15 protein-coding genes are annotated in these 19477 nt (G+C 67.7%); 5 read left to right on the plus strand and 10 right to left on the minus strand.

What is annotated here, in order from left to right; all coding sequences use genetic code 11:
• The first annotated feature begins 103 nt into the window (after positions 1-103).
• The 5 genes from IB228_RS19110 to IB228_RS19130 all read left to right on the plus strand — a co-directional run bounded on the left by IB228_RS19110 (position 104) and on the right by IB228_RS19130 (position 6867).
• Positions 104-2287 carry a TonB-dependent siderophore receptor gene (locus IB228_RS19110; protein ID WP_192199565.1) on the plus strand — a complete coding sequence of 728 codons (2184 nt, stop codon included), beginning with the start codon at positions 104-106 and terminating at the stop codon, positions 2285-2287.
• Positions 2288-2320: 33 nt separating this feature from the next.
• Complete coding sequence (locus tag IB228_RS19115) at positions 2321-2638, plus strand: iron uptake protein (RefSeq protein ID WP_192199566.1); 318 nt, start codon at positions 2321-2323, stop codon at positions 2636-2638.
• A 14-nt stretch (positions 2639-2652) separates the two neighbouring features.
• Positions 2653-4320 (plus strand): PepSY-associated TM helix domain-containing protein, encoded by a 1668-nt coding sequence (locus IB228_RS19120; RefSeq protein WP_192199567.1) that lies wholly within the window; start codon positions 2653-2655, stop codon positions 4318-4320.
• The gene (locus IB228_RS19125; RefSeq protein ID WP_183639474.1) at positions 4313-4645 is read left to right on the plus strand and encodes a DUF3325 domain-containing protein; all 333 of its coding nucleotides are present in this window, start codon (positions 4313-4315) and stop codon (positions 4643-4645) included. The genes IB228_RS19120 and IB228_RS19125 overlap by 8 nt, the downstream gene beginning before the upstream one ends.
• Positions 4646-4716: 71 nt before the next feature.
• Positions 4717-6867 (plus strand): TonB-dependent siderophore receptor, encoded by a 2151-nt coding sequence (locus IB228_RS19130; RefSeq protein ID WP_225562553.1) that lies wholly within the window; start codon positions 4717-4719, stop codon positions 6865-6867.
• A 30-nt stretch (positions 6868-6897) separates the two neighbouring features.
• On the opposite strand, the gene IB228_RS19135 is transcribed toward IB228_RS19130, so the two are convergent.
• The 10 genes from IB228_RS19135 to IB228_RS19180 all read right to left on the minus strand — a co-directional run bounded on the left by IB228_RS19135 (position 6898) and on the right by IB228_RS19180 (position 19375).
• Positions 6898-7932, minus strand: a complete 1035-nt coding sequence (locus tag IB228_RS19135) for a sialidase family protein (protein ID WP_192199568.1) — start codon at positions 7930-7932, stop codon at positions 6898-6900.
• A 5-nt stretch (positions 7933-7937) separates the two neighbouring features.
• Entirely contained in the window at positions 7938-9497 is a 1560-nt protein-coding gene (locus IB228_RS19140; RefSeq protein ID WP_192199569.1) for a sodium/sugar symporter, read from the minus strand.
• A 26-nt stretch (positions 9498-9523) separates the two neighbouring features.
• The gene (locus IB228_RS19145) at positions 9524-10420 is read right to left on the minus strand and encodes an SMP-30/gluconolactonase/LRE family protein (protein ID WP_192199570.1); all 897 of its coding nucleotides are present in this window, start codon (positions 10418-10420) and stop codon (positions 9524-9526) included.
• Positions 10421-10422: 2 nt separating this feature from the next.
• Positions 10423-11208, minus strand: coding sequence for an SDR family oxidoreductase (locus IB228_RS19150; RefSeq protein WP_183639470.1), 786 nt, complete (start codon positions 11206-11208; stop codon positions 10423-10425).
• A 5-nt stretch (positions 11209-11213) separates the two neighbouring features.
• On the minus strand, positions 11214-12362 hold the full coding sequence (dgoD, locus tag IB228_RS19155; protein ID WP_183639469.1) for a galactonate dehydratase: 1149 nt from the start codon (positions 12360-12362) through the stop codon (positions 11214-11216).
• The gene (locus tag IB228_RS19160) at positions 12359-12994 is read right to left on the minus strand and encodes a 2-dehydro-3-deoxy-6-phosphogalactonate aldolase (RefSeq protein ID WP_141455254.1); all 636 of its coding nucleotides are present in this window, start codon (positions 12992-12994) and stop codon (positions 12359-12361) included. Before IB228_RS19160 ends, dgoD begins: the two co-directional genes overlap by 4 nt.
• Positions 12995-13004: 10 nt before the next feature.
• Positions 13005-13724, minus strand: coding sequence for a FadR/GntR family transcriptional regulator (locus tag IB228_RS20110; RefSeq protein WP_192199571.1), 720 nt, complete (start codon positions 13722-13724; stop codon positions 13005-13007).
• A 102-nt stretch (positions 13725-13826) separates the two neighbouring features.
• Entirely contained in the window at positions 13827-15407 is a 1581-nt protein-coding gene (locus IB228_RS19170; protein WP_343227111.1) for an exo-alpha-sialidase, read from the minus strand.
• Positions 15404-18154 carry a TonB-dependent receptor gene (locus IB228_RS19175; RefSeq protein WP_192199572.1) on the minus strand — a complete coding sequence of 917 codons (2751 nt, stop codon included), beginning with the start codon at positions 18152-18154 and terminating at the stop codon, positions 15404-15406. Before IB228_RS19175 ends, IB228_RS19170 begins: the two co-directional genes overlap by 4 nt.
• 69 nt (positions 18155-18223) lie before the next feature.
• Positions 18224-19375, minus strand: a complete 1152-nt coding sequence (locus IB228_RS19180) for a cellulase family glycosylhydrolase (RefSeq protein ID WP_192199573.1) — start codon at positions 19373-19375, stop codon at positions 18224-18226.
• Positions 19376-19477 lie beyond the last annotated feature (102 nt).

Genomic DNA, 19477 nt, shown 5'->3' on the forward strand with positions numbered 1-19477 from the left:
CACCCGCTGCCGGCCCGTGCTGTGTCGGCGCGCCGCGTGCGGGTGGGCGGCGGCCGGACGTCCTGCCGACCCCCTCGCCATTCCGACCAGCAGATCACCCCCCATGCGTCCCACCCCTCCGTCCCCGTTCTTCCGTTTCCGTGCCCCGCCCGCCACCCACCGCCTCGGCGCGGCGATTTGCCTGGCCCTGGCCGCGCTGTCGGCGACCTCCCTGGCTTCGGCCCAGGAAACCGCCGCCGTCCCGACGGTCGCCAGCGACGCCGCCACCGATCTGGACACCGTGCTGGTGGTCGCGCAGCGTGCCAACCGCGTGAGCAACGGCGCCACCAACCTGGACCTGGACATCAAGGACACGCCGCAGTCCATCAGCGTCGTGGACGCCACCCAGATGCGCGAATTCGGCGCCGACAGCCTCAATGAAGCGCTACGCCTGGCCACCGGCATCCAGGTGGACGAGTGGGAAACCAATCGGACCACCTTCACCTCGCGCGGCTTCGACATCGCCAACACGCAGGTCGATGGCGTCGGCCTGCCCAACGACTGGGGCATCGTCACCGGTGCCATGGACACGTTCGGCTACGAGAAGCTGGAAGTGATCCGCGGCGCAAATGGCCTGCTGACCGGCGTGGGCAATGCCGCCGGCACCATCAACTACGTGCGCAAGCGCCCCACCAACGAGCGCCAGGGCGCGTTCGGACTGAGCTACGGTTCCTGGGCCACGGTGCGCGCCGAAGCCGATTACTCGACGCCGTTCACCGCCGATGGCCGCTGGGCCGGGCGCTTTGTCGCCGCGCATGAAAAGGGAGACTCCTGGCTGCGCGCCAAGCAGGACCAGCGTGATTTCCTGTACGGCGTCGTCGATGGCCAGATCGGTGAGAACGGCACGCTCACCCTCGGCTATTCCTGGCAGAAGGGCCAGACCGACGGCAACATGTGGGGCGCGTTGGCCTTCATGTACAGCGACGGCACGCAGGCCGAGTGGGATCGCAGCGCCTCCACCACCCAGGACTGGACCTACTGGGACACCACCCAGCAGAACGCGTTCGCCGAATACACCCACCAGCTGGGCGCGGACTGGCAACTGAAGGCGACCTACAACTATCGCAAGGTGGAGAACGACGACAAGCTGTTCTACGCCACCGACTACGCCGGCACCGGGCTGGAACCGGGCACCCACCTGGGCCTGTACGGCTATCCGTGGCGCGGCGAGGACGAGATGACCGCGCACCTGGGCACGCTGACCGCCAACGGCCATTTCCAGATGGGCGGGCGCGATCAGGAAGTGATGTTCGGCGTCAGCTGGTCCAAGAGCGAGACCCGCAGCTACGAGTACGCCAACGCGGTCTATGACAGCGATCTGTTCGGCTACATCGAGATGCCCGGATTCCCGTGGGCCGGCAACATCATCCCCGAACCGGAGTGGGGCAGCGCTTCGCTTTACAGCACCCTGAACCAGCGACTGAAGCGCGCCTTCGGCGCCACCCGGCTGGCGCTGACCGATCGCCTCAAGGCCGTCGTGGGCGCGAACTACGCGCAATACCACCGCGATGGCGTGAACTACGGCGTGGTGTTCGACCAGACCGAAGGCCACACCAGCCCCTACGCCGGCCTCACCTTCGATTTCAACGCGCATGTGCTGGGCTATGTCAGCTATTCGGACATCTATCAGCCGCAGAGCCAGTCCGACGAGAACGAGCGCTATCTCGACCCGACCAAGGGCACCAACTACGAGATCGGCGTGAAGGCCGACTGGCTGGACAAGCGATTGCTGACCACGCTGGCGGTGTTCCAGGCCAAGCAGGACAACCTGGCCACCGGTGCCGGCTACAACGACAACGGCCAGTTCTACTACACCGGCGTGGACGTGGAATCCCGCGGCATCGAGTTCGAGGCCACCGGCCGGATCGGCGAGCACATGGATCTGGTGCTCGGTGCCACCGCGCTGAAGTTGACCGGTCAGGATGGCGACGACACCTATCGCTGGGTACCGCGCCGCACCGCCAACCTGATGCTGAGCGCGCGCCTGCCGGGCCACACAGCGTTCTCCTACGGCATCGGTGGCCGCTGGCAGAGCGAGATCTCCAACGTGGAGAGCAACGGCTTCACCGTGAGGCAGGGCAGCTACGCGGTGATCAACGGCTACCTGGCCTGGGACTTCCTGCCCAATGCCACCTTGCGCCTGAACGCCAACAACCTGACCGACGAGAAATACATCAACACGCTGCGCTACAGCGGTTACTACGGCGCGCCCGCGAACTACACGCTGAGCCTGAACTGGCGGTTCTGATCGCCGTCCACCGCCGAAGAGGTTCTGTACGCCATGTCACGCACGACCACATTGCCATCGGCCACCGCCACCTCCCGCCTTCGCGTGGCCTCGCGCGTGTGCGCGGCGGTGCTGGGCGGCTATGCCTTCGCCTGGGGCGCGGTCGCGCTGGTGACCGCGCTGCTGTTCGCCGCCGGGCTGGATTTCCACGATGCCGAGTTCATGGGCGCGCTGCTGGGCCTGCTGGCCTATCTGGCGGTGTTCCTGTGGACCATCGCCACGCGCCGGCTGGGCCGGGCATGGGCGGTGTTGCTGGCGGCGGGCGCGCTGATGACCGGCGCGGCTTCGCTGTTGCAATCGATGCTGGCCTGAGACGGAGAGACGCCATGCACAACAGTTTCCGACAGGCCATGGCCTGGCTGCATACCTGGTTCGGCCTGGTGCTGGGCTTCGTGCTGATGGCCGCGTTCTTCTTCGGCGCGCTGTCGGTGTTCGATCGCGAATTCGACCGCTGGGCGCTGCCGGCCACCCGTTTCGAGCCCCAGCCGATGCCTTCGTTCGAACAGGTCCTGCGTCCGGCCTTCGAACGCATGCAGCCCACGTCCGAGGCGATCGAGCAGATGCGCCCGCGCGTGAACGGCGACATGCCGCGGCGGTTCGACACGGTGGTCAGCTGGAGCGCCTACACCACCCACCGCGATCCGGTGCTGGCCCTGTACGCGGGTTACGAGGTGCCCAACGCCAAGGATCCGGAAGAAGCCATCTGGGCCTACGGCACCATCGATCCGCGCAATGGAACTGCGCTGCGCGACGACCAGTTGAAGATCGGCAGCGAGTTCTTCTATCCGATGCACTACAGCCTGACCTGGGACTGGAAGAACCTGGGTTTCTGGATCGTCGGTTTCTCGGCGCTGGTGATGCTCGCCGCGCTGGTCAGCGGCGTGGTCATGCACCGGAAGCTGTTCCGCGAATTCTTCACCTTCCGCCCGGGCAAGGCGCGCCTGCGCAGCACCCTGGACCTGCACAACCTGACCGGCGTGGTGGCGTTGCCGTTCCACTTCTTCTTCGCCTTCACCGGCCTGGTGATTTTCGCCGCCACCTATTATTTCCCGGTCGGGCATACCCAACTGCACGAACTGCACGACCTGCACGCGCAGGTGGATGCGCGGGAAACCGGCCTGCCGCATGAGCGCTCCGGCGTGCCGGCCGGGCTGGCCCCGGTGGATGCGATGGTGGCCGAGGCGAAGCGGCGGTGGGCGGCAAAGGACAAGGCTGGTGATGTGGGCTTCCTGGTGTTGCAGCACGTGGGCGATGCCAACGGCTACGTCAGCGTCTATCGCGCCGGTACCGATCGCATCGCGCTGGTCGGCGACGGCGTCCACTTCAAGGCGGCCACCGGCGAGCTGATCCGCGAGGATCCGCCCGCCACGGCGGTCGGCCGCGTCAGCGAATTCCTCACCGGCCTGCACCTGCAGCACTTCCGCCATTGGCTGCTGCGCTGGCTGTACGTGCTGGGCGGATTGGCCGGCGCGGTGTGCATCGCCACCGGTTTCATCTTTTTCGTGGAAAAGCGCAAGCGCCAGCACGCGCAGCAGGGCAGCCAGGGCGCGCGGGTGGTCGATGCGCTGGCCGTCACCACGGTGACCGGCATGGTGCTGGCGACCCTGGGCATCCTGATCGCCAACCGGCTGTTGCCGGAGGCGCTGCCGGGGCGCGGCGATTGGGAGAAGTACGCGTTCTGGGGCGTCTGGTGCCTCGCGCTGGTGCACGCCGCCCTGCGCAGCGCGCCGGTGTCGAAGGGCTTGCCGAACCCGGCGTGGCGCGAACAGTGCTGGGCCATCGCCGTCTTCGCGCTGGCGGCGGTCGGATTGAACTGGATTACCACCGGCGATCACCTGCTGCGCACGCTGTCGGTGGGCTACTGGCCGGTGGCCGGCATCGATCTGGCGCTGTTGGCCACCGCCGGGCTGGCCGTACTGGCCGCGCGCCGGTTGAGGCGCCGCGCGGTCGCGGCGGATGCGCGCATGACAGGCGGGGAGGCGGCGCATGTCTGACGCCGCCGTGTCGAACTGGCTGCTCGCGGTCGCCGTACTGGCCGGCCTGGCCGGCATGGGCTGGCTGGCGCTGTCGATGCAGGCGCACGCCCAGCAGGTATGGGGCAGGGCATTGCCTGCCACCGCATCGCGCCTATTGCGCTGGCTGGGCGCGGCGGGCATCGGCGCGGCCCTGGCGTTGTGCCTGCGCGTGGATCACGCCTCCATGGCGGTCCTGGTCTGGGTGATGACGCTGGCGTTCTCGGCACTGGTGATCGCGATGTCACTGGCATGGCGTCCGCGCGCGCTGCGCGTGCTGGCGCCGTGGACAGGATCTCGCCGCTGACGCCGCCGCATTCGACTCTTCCCGCTATCCACGTCTCGACTCCCGTTCCGGGTTCCACCAGGGGTATCGCCTTGTTCCCGCACGCCATCCGTACCGCGCTGCCGCGCCATTCCCTCCTCTGCCTCGGCCTGATGCTGGCGACCTCCGGCGCACGCGCGCAGGAAGCGACCGCGCAGGATCCGCCCGCCGGCAATGGAGCCAAGCAATTGGACACGATCCATGTCGAGGGCCGGCGCGTCGGCCTGAACCTGGACCAGGATGCCGGCGTGGGCGTGCTGGGCAACAAGCGCCTGCTGGATACGCCGTTCTCGGTGACGGTGGTGGACGAGGAGGACATCAACAAGCGTGGCGCCGCCACGCTGGGCCAGGTCTTCATCAACGACCCGTCGGTGTTCGCCGCCGAGCCTTCGGCCACCACCAACTGGTGGGGCACGCAGATTCGTGGCATCGGTGTGCTGAACCACTACGTGGACGGGGTGCCGATGCTGATGGAGTGGGGCGGCGAGTTCCCGCTGGAAGCCGTGGAGTCGGTGCAGGCGCTCAAGGGCCTGGGCGGCTTCATGTACGGCTTCGGTTCGCCCGGCGGCATCATCAGCTACCGGCTCAAGCGCCCCACCGACACGCCGCTGCTGGCCACCACGCTGGGCTATCGCAACGACGGCGCGTACGCGTTGCGCGTGGACACCAGTGAACGGGTGGACGGGCCGGATTCGCTGGGCCTGCGCGTCAATGCGGCGACCGAACAGGGCGATGCGTACAACGGCGCGGGCATCGACCGCACGCTGCTTTCGCTGGCGCTGGACCGGCCCATCGGCGACGCCCTGCGCTGGCACGCCGAAGTGGTGAGCGAGGACAGCAACCTCAAGCACGAACCGCTGTACTTCTATTGGGATCGCTACGAGGGCACGCGCCTGCCGAAGCCGACCTACGACTACGAGAACGTCATCGTCCGCAACGGCTACTACAAGTCCCGGACACTGCATGCGACCACCGGGCTGGAATGGCGCCTGGGCGATGCCTGGCGCATCGATCTGACGATCGGCAGCAGCCGGCGCGAGCACTACTCCAACAAGATGTTCGCCGACCTGCTGAACGAGGCGGGCGACTATGCCGGCAACGTCTACAACTTCGCCGGCGATCTGCGCAACAGCGTGGGCCAGCTGCTGGTGACGGGGGAAGCGACGACCGGCGCGCTCCGGCACGAACTGGTATTCGGTGCCAGCTACCAGCGCAAGTGGGAGCGCTGGGGAACGGACTGGTACTGGAGCAACGATTTCAACGGCAACCTGTATCGGCGGCTGGACTTCCTGTCGACGCACGTCCCCGACTTCGGCTTTGGCCCGGTCGATTACGACGAACGGCAGAAGTCGCTGTTCGTCAGCGACACGATGCATTTCGGCGATCACTGGCAAGCCGTCCTGGGCGTGCGCCACGTGGATTACGAGCAGAAGGACCTGGACGGCGATCCCCAATCCGATTCGCGCTATACCACCTCATCGCTGACACCGACGCTCGCCCTGGTCTACAAGCCGGTGGACAACCTGTCCCTCTATGCCAGCTACGTGGAATCGCTGGAAGCCGCCGGCCGCGTGGCGATGGACGCGGAACCGCCTTACGTCAATGCGGGCGAAGCGCTGGATCCGACCACCAGCAAACAGTACGAAATCGGCGCGAAGTACCAGGCCGGCCGCTTCGGCTTCACCGCCGCGGCGTTCCGCGTCGAGCGTGCGGCCCAGGTGGACCAGTGGCGCGGCGCGGAACGGTACCGGGTACAAGATGGCCTGACGCTGTATCGCGGCCTGGAGGCCATCGGCAGCTTCGGCCTCACCCACGATCTCGACCTTGGACTGGGTTTCCTGTGGCTCGACGCGAGCCTGGAAGACCTGTCGCCGGAAAACGCCGCTTTGCAGGGCAATCGTCCCGCCGGATCCTCGCGCCGCCAGATCGTGGCCAACTTCGAGTATCGGCCGCCGTCGGTGAGCGGCCTGAGCCTGCACGGCAACGTGCGCCACTCCGGCGACCAGTACTACGAGGACGCGAACCGCGTGCTGATTCCCGGGCGTACCCTCACCAGCGTGGGACTGCAGTATCGGACCCAGATCGGCGGACGCATGGCCACCGTGACCGCGAACGTCAACAATCTGTTCAACCGGCGGTACTGGAACCTGGATACCCTGGGTGAAGCCAGGAACGGATCGCTCGCGTTGCGGATCGACTGGTAAGCCTGCGCCTTGCCGCGCGATGTCGCGGCTTCAGTAGGTACCGAACCGGATCTGCACGCGGCCGCCCTCGGTGACGTTGATGACGCCGATTTCGTCGGGCGCGATCTCGTAGACGGCCGGCCATGAATGGCGGAAACCGATTGGCCAGGCGGGTTCGGGCAAGCGTTGCCAGTTTCCGCCACCGTCTTCGCTCACGCTGATCTCGTTCTGGCAGGAGGTGACGAACATCGTGCCGCGGGTGGTGGTGGTGATCTGCGGCCCGCAGCGCTGATCCGCCAGCGGCGTGCCCAGTCCGGCGGGCCAGGAACGGCCATCGGGCGAGATTTTGGAAGAAACCGGGCAGTGCTTGTCTTCGCCACAGATTTCGAACACCAGCACGTAGCCGCCCTGCGGACGCCGCGCCATCACCGGCATGCCGGGTCGCAGCGCGCCGCCGCCGGGCTGAGCGGCGATCACCGCCCTGGATTCCCAACTGCGTCCTCCATCGCGCGACAGGCGCTGCGAAACCACCTGGTTGTAGGCCGGCTGGCCGTCGGCCAGGGTCTCGTCCGCATACAGGACCGACAGCGTGCCGTCGTCGAGGAGGGTGAGCACCGGTTCCCATACGCCGCGATCGTTGCGGCCGCCGGGCGTTTCGTTCTGGTCGATGACACTCAGGAACCGCCAGCTGCGGGCGCCGTCATCGCTAGCGTAGAGATGCAACCGGTAGGAGACGCCGTCCACCAGCGAGCGCATCGCCAGCAGCACGCGCCCATCGGGCAGGGCGAGGACTTCGCCGTTGTCGATCTTGCGTCCGGGTTCGGCCAGTTCCGACCAGGGCTGCCAACTGCGCGCGTGGTCGTCGCTGACGGACAGCGCGAGCGTGGTCGGCCAGTCCTTGTGGAAGCGCGTGGTCACCGCCAGCCAGCGGCCGTCGGTCAGCCGGGTCATGCGACCCCAGCCGGCGTCCCGTGCGGCGACGGTGGCGGTATCGGTCCAGCGCACCTCGACTGCCCAGATCGGGGCCGCGGCCAGCATCAGGCCCGCCAGGAGCGCGCCTTGCGCCGACATGCGAAGCGCGCGCATGCCCATCACCAGAAAACCGCGTACAGCGCGACCAGGATGGCAACGACCGCGAGCGAGGCAACGTTGAACGAAGGCGCGGTGGCGTAACTGACGTCGGCGGTGCGGATCCGATCGCGATCGCCACTGGCGCGTGTCGCCAGCGCGACGCCCACGGCCAGGACCAGCGCCAGCAGGAACACCAGGCCGATGCGATCCATGAATGGCAGCGCCGGCCACGCCAGCTTGAGCGCCAGCGACAGCAGGAACGAACCGATCGCGGCGGCGAGCGCGCCGGCCTCGTTGGCGCGCTTCCAGAACAGTCCCAGCAGGAAGATCACCACGATGCCGGGAGTGAAAAAGCCGGTGAATTCCTGGATGTACTGGAAACCCTGGTCGAATCCGCCCAGCAGCGGACGCGCGGTCAGCACCGCCACCAGGATCGCCACGGCCGCGGCGATGCGGCCCACTCGCACCAGCTTGGCCTGCGAGGCCTCGCGATCGCGCTTGGCGTAGAAATCGAGGGTGAAGATGGTCGCCACCGAATTGATCTTGGACGCCAGCGACGCGACGATCGCCGCCACCAGCGCGGCGAACACCAGTCCCAGCACCCCGCTGGGAAGCAACCGCATCATTGTCGGATAGGCCGCGTCCGGGCGTTCCAGTTGCGGCGCCAGCACCACCGCGGCGATGCCCGGCAGCACCACGATCACCGGCATCAGCAGCTTGAGGAACGCGGCGAACACCACGCCCTTCTGCGCTTCGCGGATATCCTTGGCGGCGAGCGCGCGCTGGATGATGTACTGGTTGAAACCCCAGTAGCTCAAATTGGCGATCCACATGCCACCCAGCAGCACCGACAGGCCGGGCAGATCCTTGTAGAAGGGATTGGCCGGGTCGAGGATCATCTCGAACTTCTCCGGCTGCTGCCGCCACAGCGTGGTGAACCCGTCGATCACGCTGCCATCGCCGATCTGGCCCAGGGTGATGCCGGTGACCAGCAATCCGCCCAGCACCAGCAGCGACACCTGCACGATGTCGGTCAGCGCCACCGCCTTCAGGCCGCCGTACAACTGGTACGCCAGGGCGAAGGTGCCGAGCAGGATCAGCGCCAGGTTCTGATCGAGGCCGGCCACCTGCGAGACCGCGATGGATCCCAGCCACAGGATCGAGGTCAGGTTGACGAACACGTACAGGCCCAGCCAGAACACCGCCATCAGGGTGCGGATGCGATTGCCGTAACGCTCCTCCAGGAACTGCGGCATGGTGGTGATGCCGTTGCGCAGGAAGATCGGCAGGAACCATTTGCCGACGATCAACAGGGTCAGCGCCGCCATCCACTCATAGGAGGCGATGGCCAGGCCGATCGCGTAGCCGGAACCGGACATGCCGATGATCTGTTCGGCCGAGATGTTGGCCGCGATCAGCGAGGCGCCGATCGCCCACCAGGGCAGGGCGCGGCTGGCGAGGAAGTAATCCTGCGCGGACTTCTCGTGTCCCGCTTTCTCGCGCGAGACCCACTGCGCCAGGATGAAGATGGCGGCCAGGTAGGCCAGCACGATGCCAACGTCGAGTGTGGAAAGCGTCATGGGATCTCCGCGGGAGGGGGCGCGCGTCAGCGGCGCGGCTTGGCGTCGGGGTTGCCGGCGAACCGGGGCTCCGGCAGCCCGGCGATGCCGGGAGTGAAGGCGAACACGTCACCGGCATGGGGATCACGCTCGCGCGCATCCGCGTCCAGGCCGTCATGCGCGCTGGTGACGTACAGCGTGCGCAGATCGGCGCCGCCAAAGACCGGGCGGGTCGGCTGCGTGGCGGGAATAGACACGCGGCGATCCTCACGGCCGTCGGGCAGGTAGCGCACCACCCGCGCCGCGCCCCATTGCGCGTTCCACAGCCCTCCGTCGGCATCCACCACGCTGCCGTCCGGCTCGCCGTCCTGCGTGGTCAGGTCGGCGAAGGGGGAAGCCGGACCCAATGCGTCGCCATAGTCGCAACGCTGGATGACCTTCCGCAGCGAATCGCAGAAGTACATGGTCGCGCCGTCGGGGCTGAAGGCGACGCTGTTGGCGATCGCCACGCGGGGCAGCGGCAGGGCTTCCAGCGACAGGTCGGCATGCAGGCGATGGAATCCGCCCACCGCGTATCGGGGACCTCGCGCCGGTTCGTGCAGGGTGCCGAACACGAAGCGTCCCTGCCGGTCGCAGGCGCCGTCGTTGGCGCGGGTCTCGGGCACGATGCCGATGCGGTGCAGCTCGCGCAACTCGTAGCGCTGCGGGTGGAAGAACGCCAGCCGCGACGCCAGCGCCAGCAGCAGCCACCCTTCCGCCTCGCACAGCGCGAACGAGGCCAGGCGCTCCGGCAGCGGCCACTGATCGACCTTGCCGCTCGCGGGCGCGTACCGCCACAGCCGCGCGGCATGGATGTCGGTCCAGTACAGCGCTTGTTCGCGGTCGCACCACAACACGCCTTCGCCGAGCCGGTTGCCGGCGGGCACCACGATGCTCACGTCCATGTTCACACCCAGCCGCCGTCGACGATGAAGTCCTGGCCGGTGCACATGCGGCTGTCGTCGGCGGCCAGGAACAGCGCCGCGCGCGCCAGGTCTTCGGCTTGCAGATGGCCGGGCAGGCACTGCGCGCGCCGGATCTGCGCCTCGCCTTCCGCATCCAGCCACAACCGCCGCTGCTTTTCGGTGATCACCCAGCCCGGCACGAGCGCGTTGATGCGGATGCGATCCGCGCCCAGTTCGCGCGCCAGACCGTTGACCAGCCCATGCACGGCGGACTTGGCCATCGCATACATCGGATAGCCGGCGTTCTTGATCATCCAGCCGGTGGAGCCCAGGCAGATCACCGAGCCGCCGCCGAGCGCGCGCATGTCGGCTACCACCGCCTGGGTGGCGAAGTACTGGTGGCGCAGGTTCACCGCCATGTTGCGCTCGAAGTCGGCCGGCGTGGTGTCGCCGAAGCCATGCCGCCCGTCGTTGGCGGCGTTGTTGACCAGCACCGCGATTGGCCCGACGTTCCGGCGCGCATCGGCGATGGCCGCGTGCAGTGCGTCCAGGTCGGTCACGTCGCAACGCAGGTAGACGGGGACGTGCTCGACCGCGCCGAGGCCGGCCAGCAGGTCTTTCGCGCCGGCATCGTCGATGTCCAGGAAGGCGACGCGCGCGCCCTGGCGGGCGAAGTGTTCGACGAAGCTGGCGCCGATGCCGGTGGCGCCGCCGGTGATCAGCACGCTGCGGCCGGCGAGACTGGGATAGCGCGCCATCGCGCCCGCGGGAGGTGTCGTTTCAGTCATCGGGATCACCACTCCGCCACGCTGCCGTCGGCATGGCGCCAGACCGGATTGCGCCAGCGATGTCCTTCCGAAGCCCGCTCGTCCACGTAGGCCTGGTTGATTTCGATGCCCAGGCCCGGGCCGCCGGGAATCGCCACGTAGCCGTCGTTGTAGGCGAACGGCGCGCGGTCGGCCAGGTAGTCGAGCAGATCATTGGCGGCGTTGTAGTGGATCCCCAGGCTCTGCTCCTGGATGAAGGCGTTGTAGCAGATCGCGTCCAGCTGCAGGTTGGCGGCCAGCGCGATCGGCCCGAGCGGGCAATGCAGGGCCAGCGCGACGTCGTAGGCCTCGGCCATCGCGGCGATCTTGCGGGTCTCGGTGATACCGCCGGCGTGCGAGGGATCCGGCTGGATGATGTCGACGCCGCCGGTCTGCAGCACGCGCTTGAAGTCGAAGCGCGAGTACAGGCGCTCGCCCAGCGCGATCGGCGCCGGCGACAGCGCGGCCAGTTCGGGAATGGCTTCCAGGTGTTCGGACAGCACCGGCTCCTCGATGAACATCAGCCCGAACGGCGCGAGTTCACGCATCAGCACCTTGGCCATCGGCTTGTGCACGCGACCATGGAAATCGACCGCCAGGCCGATTTCGCGGCCGACCGCATCGCGCACGGCCTGCACGTTTTCCAGTACGTGGGTCACCTTCTCGTGGGAGTCAACGAACTGCACCTCCTCGGTCGCGTTCATCTTGACCGCGGTGAACCCGCGCGCCACCGCTTCCTTCGCCGCGCGCGCGGTGTCCGCCGGGCGGTCGCCGCCAATCCACGAGTACACCCGGATCCGGTCGCGCACCTTGCCGCCGAGCAGCGCATGCACCGGCACGCCCAGCGCCTTGCCGTGGATATCCCACAACGCCTGGTCGATCCCGGCCAGCGCACTCATCAGCACCGGCCCGCCGCGGTAGAAACCGCCACGATAGAGCACGTTCCAATGGTCCTCGATCAGCCGCGGATCCTGGCCGATGAGGTAGTCGGACAGCTCCTCCACCGCGGCGGCCACGGTATGCGCGCGGCCCTCCACGATGGGTTCGCCCCAGCCGCTGATGCCCGCATCGGTATCGATGCGGACGAACAGCCAGCGTGGCGGCACGAGATAAGGCGTGATGGCGGTGATCTTCATGGGGTGGGGTCCCGGTTGGTCTTGTTCCATGCATCGATGAAGGCGCGCGCCCGCCGCGCCACTTCGGTGGGCGGGGTGCCGGGTGCGTACAGCGCCGAGCCGATGCCGAAGCCCGTTGCACCGGCGTCGCGATAGGCGGCCATTCGTTCGGGCGTGATGCCGCCCACCGGCAACACGCCGGTGCCGCGCGGCAGCACGCTGAGCCAAGCTTTCAGCACCGGCGGTGGCAGTTGCTCGGCGGGAAACAGCTTCAGTGCGTCGGCGCCGGCGCGCAGCGCGGCGAAAGCCTCGGTGGGGGTGGCGACGCCGGGCGTGCAGCGCAGCCCGAGCGCGTGCGCCGCGGCGATGACGTCGACGTCGGCGTGCGGCATCACGATCAGCCGGCCGCCGGCGTCCTTCACGTCCTCGACCTGGCGAGGCGTGAGCACCGTGCCGGCACCGACCAGGCAATGGTCACCGAGCGCGCGCGCCAGCAGCGCGATGCTTTCCAGCGGTTGCGGCGAGTTGAGCGGGACTTCCAGGATCCGGAAGCCGGCCTCGGCCAGCGCCAGGCCGATGGCCGGCGCTTCCTGCGGGGTGAGCCCGCGCAGGATGGCAACCAGAGGGAGGGGTTGCATCCAGGCGGTGCTCATGGGAACTCCTTCAGCGGGTGGACTTGCGCGTGCGCCCTCGTCCTTTCTTGATGTTGGCGCGCGAGTCCTCGATCATGCCGAGCATCGCCTCGCGCGCGGATTCCGGCCGCTTGAGCCGGATCGCGTCGTAGACGTCGAAGTGGCGCGGCAACGAGTACTTGAAGTCCGCCGCGGTCTGAGCCGACAGCAGGAAGTACGCGCCCAGCGCCGCGTCGATGACCGAGAACAGCGAAGCCATCAGTTCGTTGTTGGTCGCGTCCAGCACGCTCTCGTGGAAGTCCAGGTCCGCCTTGGCCCAGGCGTCCTGGTCGGTGGCCGCGGCCATCGCCTCGTAGGCCGCCTTGATCTTCGCCAACTGCTCCGGCGAGCGCCGCCGTGCCGCCGCCGCCGCCGCGGCCGGTTCGATGATTTCGCGCATCTCCACCAGCTTCTCGACGAAATCCTCGGTCGGCATCGAGGCGCATCGCCAGGCCAGGATGTCGCCGTCGAGCTGGTTCCAGTGGCGTGGTTCGCGCACCCGGGTGCCGGTCTTCTGCCTGGTTTCGATCAGGCCCTTGGAACCGAGTACCTTCAATCCTTCCCGCAGCGCGGTCCGGCTCACCGCCATGCGCTGGGCCAGCATTTCCTCGCGCGGCAGGAGTTCGCCGGGCTTGATCTCGCCGCTGACGATCATCCGGCCGATCGCCTGGATGACCTGGTCGTAGAGATTGCGTACCGCGATTTGCTTCACTGGAGCCCCTTGGGTTCGGTGCGCCGCGTCCGGCGGCCACTCTGATTATCCGACAATAGGGGTATAGCACGACTGGGGGCATGGCATGGGAACCGTGGGAAATCATGGCGCCACCGTCGCGGGGGCGATGTCCAGATAGTCGTAGTCCAGCGGCCGGTCGCCGTTGCTGACGACGATGCGGTTGTCGCCTTCCTCCAGGGATGCGACGAACGCCGCCTCGCGCCAGCCGGCGCGGGGCGTGCTGGCGGCGGAAGCGGGGGAGGGCAGCTCCCGGCCATTCACCCGCACGCGCGGCGCGGCGGCGAAGCCGATGTCGGCGTAGCGCAGGCGGATGTGGCGATCGCCGGCGCGTCCGGCCCGGACCTCGAACATGAGATCGGCGCCGGCGCCGCTGGCCAGGCGCACCTTGCGGCCGGCCGACGCGCCGGCGTCGTCGATCTGCGCGGCGCGGCGGCGGGCCGCGTTCTCGGCTTCGTACCGCCCCAGCGCCAGCGGCGCGGTGGCATGCAGGATCTCGTTGGACTCGGCCCGCGCGGGCGCCGAGGCGATGGAGGAGGAGGTGATGTGCAGCAACTGACCGTCGGCGCGGACCAGCATGGCCTGGGTCCAGCCGGCGTGGATGTTGCCGCTGGCCTTGCGCACCGGGGCGTCGACTTCCCACCAGGGTCCGCGTCCGCCATGGTCATTGCGATAGAGCGTGCGGCCACCCGCATCGCCACCGCCGCCGGCCCGTTGCGCGGCCACCAGCAACACGCCGTCGGCGGTTTCGCCGGGCAGCCAGCGGATGCTCGGGCACGCCGCCGGCCAGGCGCCGGCGGCGGTGCGCAGGGCGATGCCCGGATCCTCCGGTGCGCCCCAGTCCAGTCCATCGGCGCTGAATTTCAGGTGGACCTGGCCGTTGCGCTCACCGTCGATGTTCTCGAACACCATCGCGTAGCCGCGACCGGGGACGCGTTCGACGATGGCCATCCCGGGGCGTTCGACACCGCCCGGGAGTGCGACGTCCACGGTCTCCTCGCCCCAGCTGCGGCCACCGTCGAGCGAGACCTTGTGCGCCAGCAACTGGTTGAAACCGGCCGGCTTGTGCTGCTCGCTGGAGTAGAAGGCGACCATGCGGCCGTCGTCCAGCACCACGATGTAGGGTTCCCAGACTCCCTGGTTGAGTCGGTCGGAGGGCTGGCCACCGCCCCGCACGATGCTGCCGCGATACTCCCAGTGCCGGCCACCGTCACGGCTGGCGTAGAGCTGCAGGTCCTGCGCGATCACCTGATCGCGTTCGTTGCGGCCGGTCGAATTGGCGGCGAGCAGCAGGGTGCCCGCCGGAAGGTCGCCGCTGGAACGGGCCAGCTCGCTCAGGTGCGGTTGCCAGCGCAGTTGCCAGCGGCGCGCATCGCCGTGCGGTTGATCGGTGATTTCGCCGACCTGCCGCCAATGCCCACCCGCGTCGCGGCTTTCGTACAGCGGAATGCCGCCCGGAGCGGACGGCTCGAACACCAGCAGCATGCGCCCGTTGTCATCCGCACGCGGCTGGTGCGCCAACTGGATCGACGACACATAACCGACGCCCGCGGCCAGGCGCGCACCGCGAGCGGCATCGTCCGTGGCCGGCGCGGCGGTGGCCGCACCGGCGCACAGCAGCGCCGGTGCCAGCCACTTCACGCGGGGCGTCGCGTGCTTCTTCACAGCTTGAACCGCAGGCCCAGGGCGAGGGTCTTGTCCTGGAAGCGGATGTCGCGCGGACGGGTATCGCCGTCGCCCCAGAACTGGTGCAGGTTGTTGCCCAGCAGGTTGGTGGCCGAGAACACCAGCGTGGTCTGCGGGGTCACGTCGTAGCTGACCGAAAAGTCCAGCGAGCTGGCCGGCTCGACCTGGTCTTCGTTGCCCGACACCGTGGACTGGGTGAAGAAGTCGATGTAGCGGCTGCGATAGCCGTAGGCCAGTCGCGCCGAAAGCCCCTGGTTCTCGTAGAACAGCACCGCGTTGTAGTTGTTCTTCGACACGTTCTGCAGCGGCCGCGAGATCACCGGCCCGCCGATGAGGTCCGGCGACCGGGTGGAACCATCGATGTAGGTGTAGTTCAACTGCGCGCCCAGGCCGCTCCAGGCACCGGGCAGGAAGTCGAAGGTCTGCTGGTAGGCCAGCTCGACGCCCTGCAGGTGTCCGGTACCTGCGCTCTGCGGCAAGGACAGCTCGTACGGTGCGCCGCCGATGGTCACGTTGGTGACGTAGGTCTGGATGTAGCCGTCGATGTCGCGATAGAACACGCCCGCGCTGGCATAGCCCACCGGCGAGAAGTACCACTCCAGCGAGGCGTCGTAGTTCATCGACTCGATGGGCATCAGGTCCGGATTGCCGCTGGAGGCGATGCCAGGCCGGTTGATGGTGCCCGGATTGAGCGAGATGGACGGATTGAGCGCGCCGAAGTCCGGGTAGCTGATGGTCTTGGCCGCGATCAGGCGGAGCTGCCATTCATCGCTGAAGTGCAGGTTCATGCTGGCGTTGGGCAGCGTGTTGGTGTCGTCGGTCTGGCGCGTGATCGGGCTGTAGACGCTGGTGCTTGCATCGAAGGAGAAGGCGCTGAGATCGCGCTTCACCTTCTCCACCCGCACGCCGACCAGGCCGTCGACCGGCAGGCCGAACAACTCGAAGTCGTACTTGGCCTGCAGGTAGCCGGCGGCCTTGCGCTCGCCGATGTCGAAGAAGCGGCCGGGATTCTCCGGCGCCAGTCCGGCGGGCAGGCCATAGAACGCGCGCAGCGCGTCGGCGTTGTCGATCAGGTAGTCGTAGCAGGGCACCAGGAATTTCTGGTGCAGCGCGGCGTTGTCGCGCTTGCTGCAGAAGAAGCTGGAGGCCGGGAAAAGGCCGACGACCTGATTGTCCGGGTTCGGGTTGGCGGTATCACCCGCGCCGCCCGGCGGCGGCGTGGAGATTTCCACGCTGCCCTTGGCGCTGGCGGTGCGATCCGCATAGCGCAGGCCGAACTGGATCGAGGCGATCGGGCCGTCGAGGAATTCGAAGCGGCCATCGCCACGCCAACTGTTCTCCTCGCCACGCGAGTGCGCCCAGGTCTGGAACAGGCCGTTGAGGTAGAAGCGCGACGGATCCAGCGCCGGATCGCCGGCCAGGTACCAGTTCTGGTGGCTACCGGACGTGCCTTCCCAGACCGTGGTGATCGGGCCGCTCAGGAAGGTGTCGATGATGAAGTTCTCGTCGCGGTAGTAGCCGGACGTGCGGGTGAACTCGGTGGACAGGTGCAATTGGTCGCCGTCCCACTTCACCCCCAGCGCGTTCTGGATGTCCTGGCCGCGCTGCTCGTGCGCCTGGGTGCTGGTCGCGGCGTAGCTGTTGCCGGTCCAGGTGCCGCTGGTCGCGTCGCAGACGGTCTGGCCGGCCAGCGGTCCGTCCATCTGGTTGGGATAGCAGTGGTTGCCGACGTTGAGCTGCGATGGAGCAATCGCACCGTTCGGGAACGAGAAGTAGAACGCCTGGTCGAAATCGTCGCGCACCCAGTCGTACAGTCCTTCCAGGTAGACCTCGGTGCGATCGTTGGGCTTCCACTGCAGGGCGTAGTTGAATGCGCCGCGCTTGCGATCGCCTTGGTTGTACGCCGTGCCCCAGCCGTTTGGCGCGGCAATGAGATTGCCCTCCGCGGTTCGTATCGGAGGTGTGGTGCCGCCGCTGTTCACGATCTTCGGGAAGTCGCCCCACACCGCGTCGTAGGCGTAGTGCTTGCCCAGATAGCCGAAGTTGACCAGCGCGCCGAATTCGCCGGCGTCGGTGTCCCAGCGGTTGCTGAGCAGCAGGCTGGCGTTGGGGTCGACCTTGCCGCCGTACTCGCTGTGGGTACCGGTGAGGGTGCCGGCCACTTCGGCGCCGTCGAAGTCGAACGGACGGCGCAGCTCGATGTCGACCAGGCCGGCGATGCCGCCCAGCGGCAGGCTGGCCTCGCTGCTCTTGTAGACGCGCAGGGTCTTCACCGCGGTGGCCGGCAGGTTCTGGAAAGCGTAACCGCGCCCGGAACCGCTGAAGATCTCGCGACCGTTGAGGGTACTGATGACGTTGGGCAGGCCGCGGATCACCACCGAGGTCGTCTCGCCCTGTCCGCCCTGCGCGATCTGCACGCCGGTCACGCGCTGGAGCGCGTCGGCCACGCTGTTGTCGGGCAGCTTGCCGATGTCCTCGGCGACGATCGAATCGACCACCATGTCCGCGTCCTGCTTGATCGCCTGCGCGGTCTGCAGGCTCTGGCGCAACGCGGTGACCACGACCGTATCCAGGTTGGTGGCGTCCTGGGAGGAAGGATTCTGGTCGGCCGGCGCCTGCTGTGCGGTCGTACCGGCGTTGCCATCCTGGGCCATGGCCAGCGTCGGCAACATGAGGGCGGACAGGATCGAAAGCGACAGCAGGGAGCGGGGAAAACGAGTGTTCATGACATCTTCTCCGGAAGAGGGGCATGAGCGACCCGCCGGCCGCGGGAGCGGCCGGTGGGGCGTCTCGGTTCAGTGACTGGGAACGGCGTTCCCGGGCGTGTTGGCAAGCTTGCGGAACAGCTCGGCTTCACGCGCGCGGTAGGGCGTGCCGTCGGCCTTGAGCAGATCGTGGAACCACAGGGTCGGCTCCTGCATGGTGTACGGACGCTGCCAGCTGTCCCACGGGAAGCGGGTCTGGATGGCACCGTCGACGAAGCCCCAGTTGATCATGCCGATGTTTTCGCGCCGCGCGATCGGCAGGATGGTGTCCACGTTGGAGCCGTTGCCGCGCGCCAGCCACTCGGTGCAGATCAGTGGGCGGTCGTAACCGCGCAACTGGGCGACGCGCGCCTCGAAGGCTTCGGGCTGTTCGTAGTTGTGGAAGGTGATGACGTCGGACTGCTCCAGCTGGGTGCGCTGGATGGCGTTCAGGCTTCTGGCGCCAGGCGACCAGTCGTCACCGATCCACACGCCGCTGGTGAGCGGCTGGATCGGCTTCTTCGCGCGCGCCCATTCGAAGATCTTCGGCAGCAGTTCCTCGATGCGCGCCTGCTCGCGATCCAGTTGCTTGTCCATGTAGTTGCCGCCGCCCGGGTTGTCCGGTTCGTTCCACAGGTCCCAGGCCAGCACCCGCTTGTCGTTGGCGAAGGCACCGACCACGCCTTGCACGTAGGCGCGGAAGTGCGCGTCGTTGGCCGGATCGACCAGTTCGTGCCGGCCCGGGCTCTGGAGCCAGCCGGAGTTGTGCACGCCGGGAATCGGGCGGCGCTGCGCGCCGAGCACCGGATCCGGATCCCAGCAGCTGTCGAACAGCACCAGCATCGGCCGGATGCCGTGCTTCGCGGCGATGGCGAGGAACTGGTCGAGGCGCTTCAGGAAACCTTTCTGATCCTGCTTCCACAGCAGGTCATGCAGGTAGACGCGCATGGTGTTCATGCCGAACTTTTCGCGCGCCCAGCCGAGCTCGCGATCGATCGCCACCGGATCGAAGCTCTCGGCCTGGAACATCTCCAGCTGGTTGATCGCGTTGGAGGTGGTGTAGTTGGCGCCGACCAGCCAGGGCTGCTGTTCGTACCAGCTCTTCGCTTCGGCCTGTGACCAGCGTTCGCCGTCGGCGGCCGTCGCCATCGGCGCGGTCGCGGCGAACAGGATTGCAAGCAGGGGGGTGAGCCACTTTTGCATCGGATGCATCTCCATTACCTGAGAGGATTCGGGCATGCCTCCGGCATCCACGGCGGCAAGGGCCGTCGCGGTGGGTGGCATGCGGCGCCGGTGGGCGCCGGG

It is taken from the genome of Pseudoxanthomonas sp. PXM04 (assembly GCF_014851695.1).
In the GTDB taxonomy this organism is placed as follows: domain Bacteria; phylum Pseudomonadota; class Gammaproteobacteria; order Xanthomonadales; family Xanthomonadaceae; genus Pseudoxanthomonas_A; species Pseudoxanthomonas_A beigongshangi.

Coding starts and splice junctions, on each gene's coding strand:
- IB228_RS19110 (WP_192199565.1), top strand. CDS start 104: ATGCGTCCCACCCCTCCGTCCCCGTTCTTCCGTTTCCGTGCCCCGCCC.
- IB228_RS19115 (WP_192199566.1), top strand. CDS start 2,321: ATGTCACGCACGACCACATTGCCATCGGCCACCGCCACCTCCCGCCTT.
- IB228_RS19120 (WP_192199567.1), top strand. CDS start 2,653: ATGCACAACAGTTTCCGACAGGCCATGGCCTGGCTGCATACCTGGTTC.
- IB228_RS19125 (WP_183639474.1), top strand. CDS start 4,313: ATGTCTGACGCCGCCGTGTCGAACTGGCTGCTCGCGGTCGCCGTACTG.
- IB228_RS19135 (WP_192199568.1), bottom strand. CDS start 7,932: ATGCGCGCGCTTCGCATGTCGGCGCAAGGCGCGCTCCTGGCGGGCCTG.
- IB228_RS19140 (WP_192199569.1), bottom strand. CDS start 9,497: ATGACGCTTTCCACACTCGACGTTGGCATCGTGCTGGCCTACCTGGCC.
- IB228_RS19145 (WP_192199570.1), bottom strand. CDS start 10,420: ATGGACGTGAGCATCGTGGTGCCCGCCGGCAACCGGCTCGGCGAAGGC.
- IB228_RS19150 (WP_183639470.1), bottom strand. CDS start 11,208: ATGACTGAAACGACACCTCCCGCGGGCGCGATGGCGCGCTATCCCAGT.
- dgoD (WP_183639469.1), bottom strand. CDS start 12,362: ATGAAGATCACCGCCATCACGCCTTATCTCGTGCCGCCACGCTGGCTG.
- IB228_RS19160 (WP_141455254.1), bottom strand. CDS start 12,994: ATGAGCACCGCCTGGATGCAACCCCTCCCTCTGGTTGCCATCCTGCGC.
- IB228_RS19175 (WP_192199572.1), bottom strand. CDS start 18,154: ATGAACACTCGTTTTCCCCGCTCCCTGCTGTCGCTTTCGATCCTGTCC.
- IB228_RS19180 (WP_192199573.1), bottom strand. CDS start 19,375: ATGCAAAAGTGGCTCACCCCCCTGCTTGCAATCCTGTTCGCCGCGACC.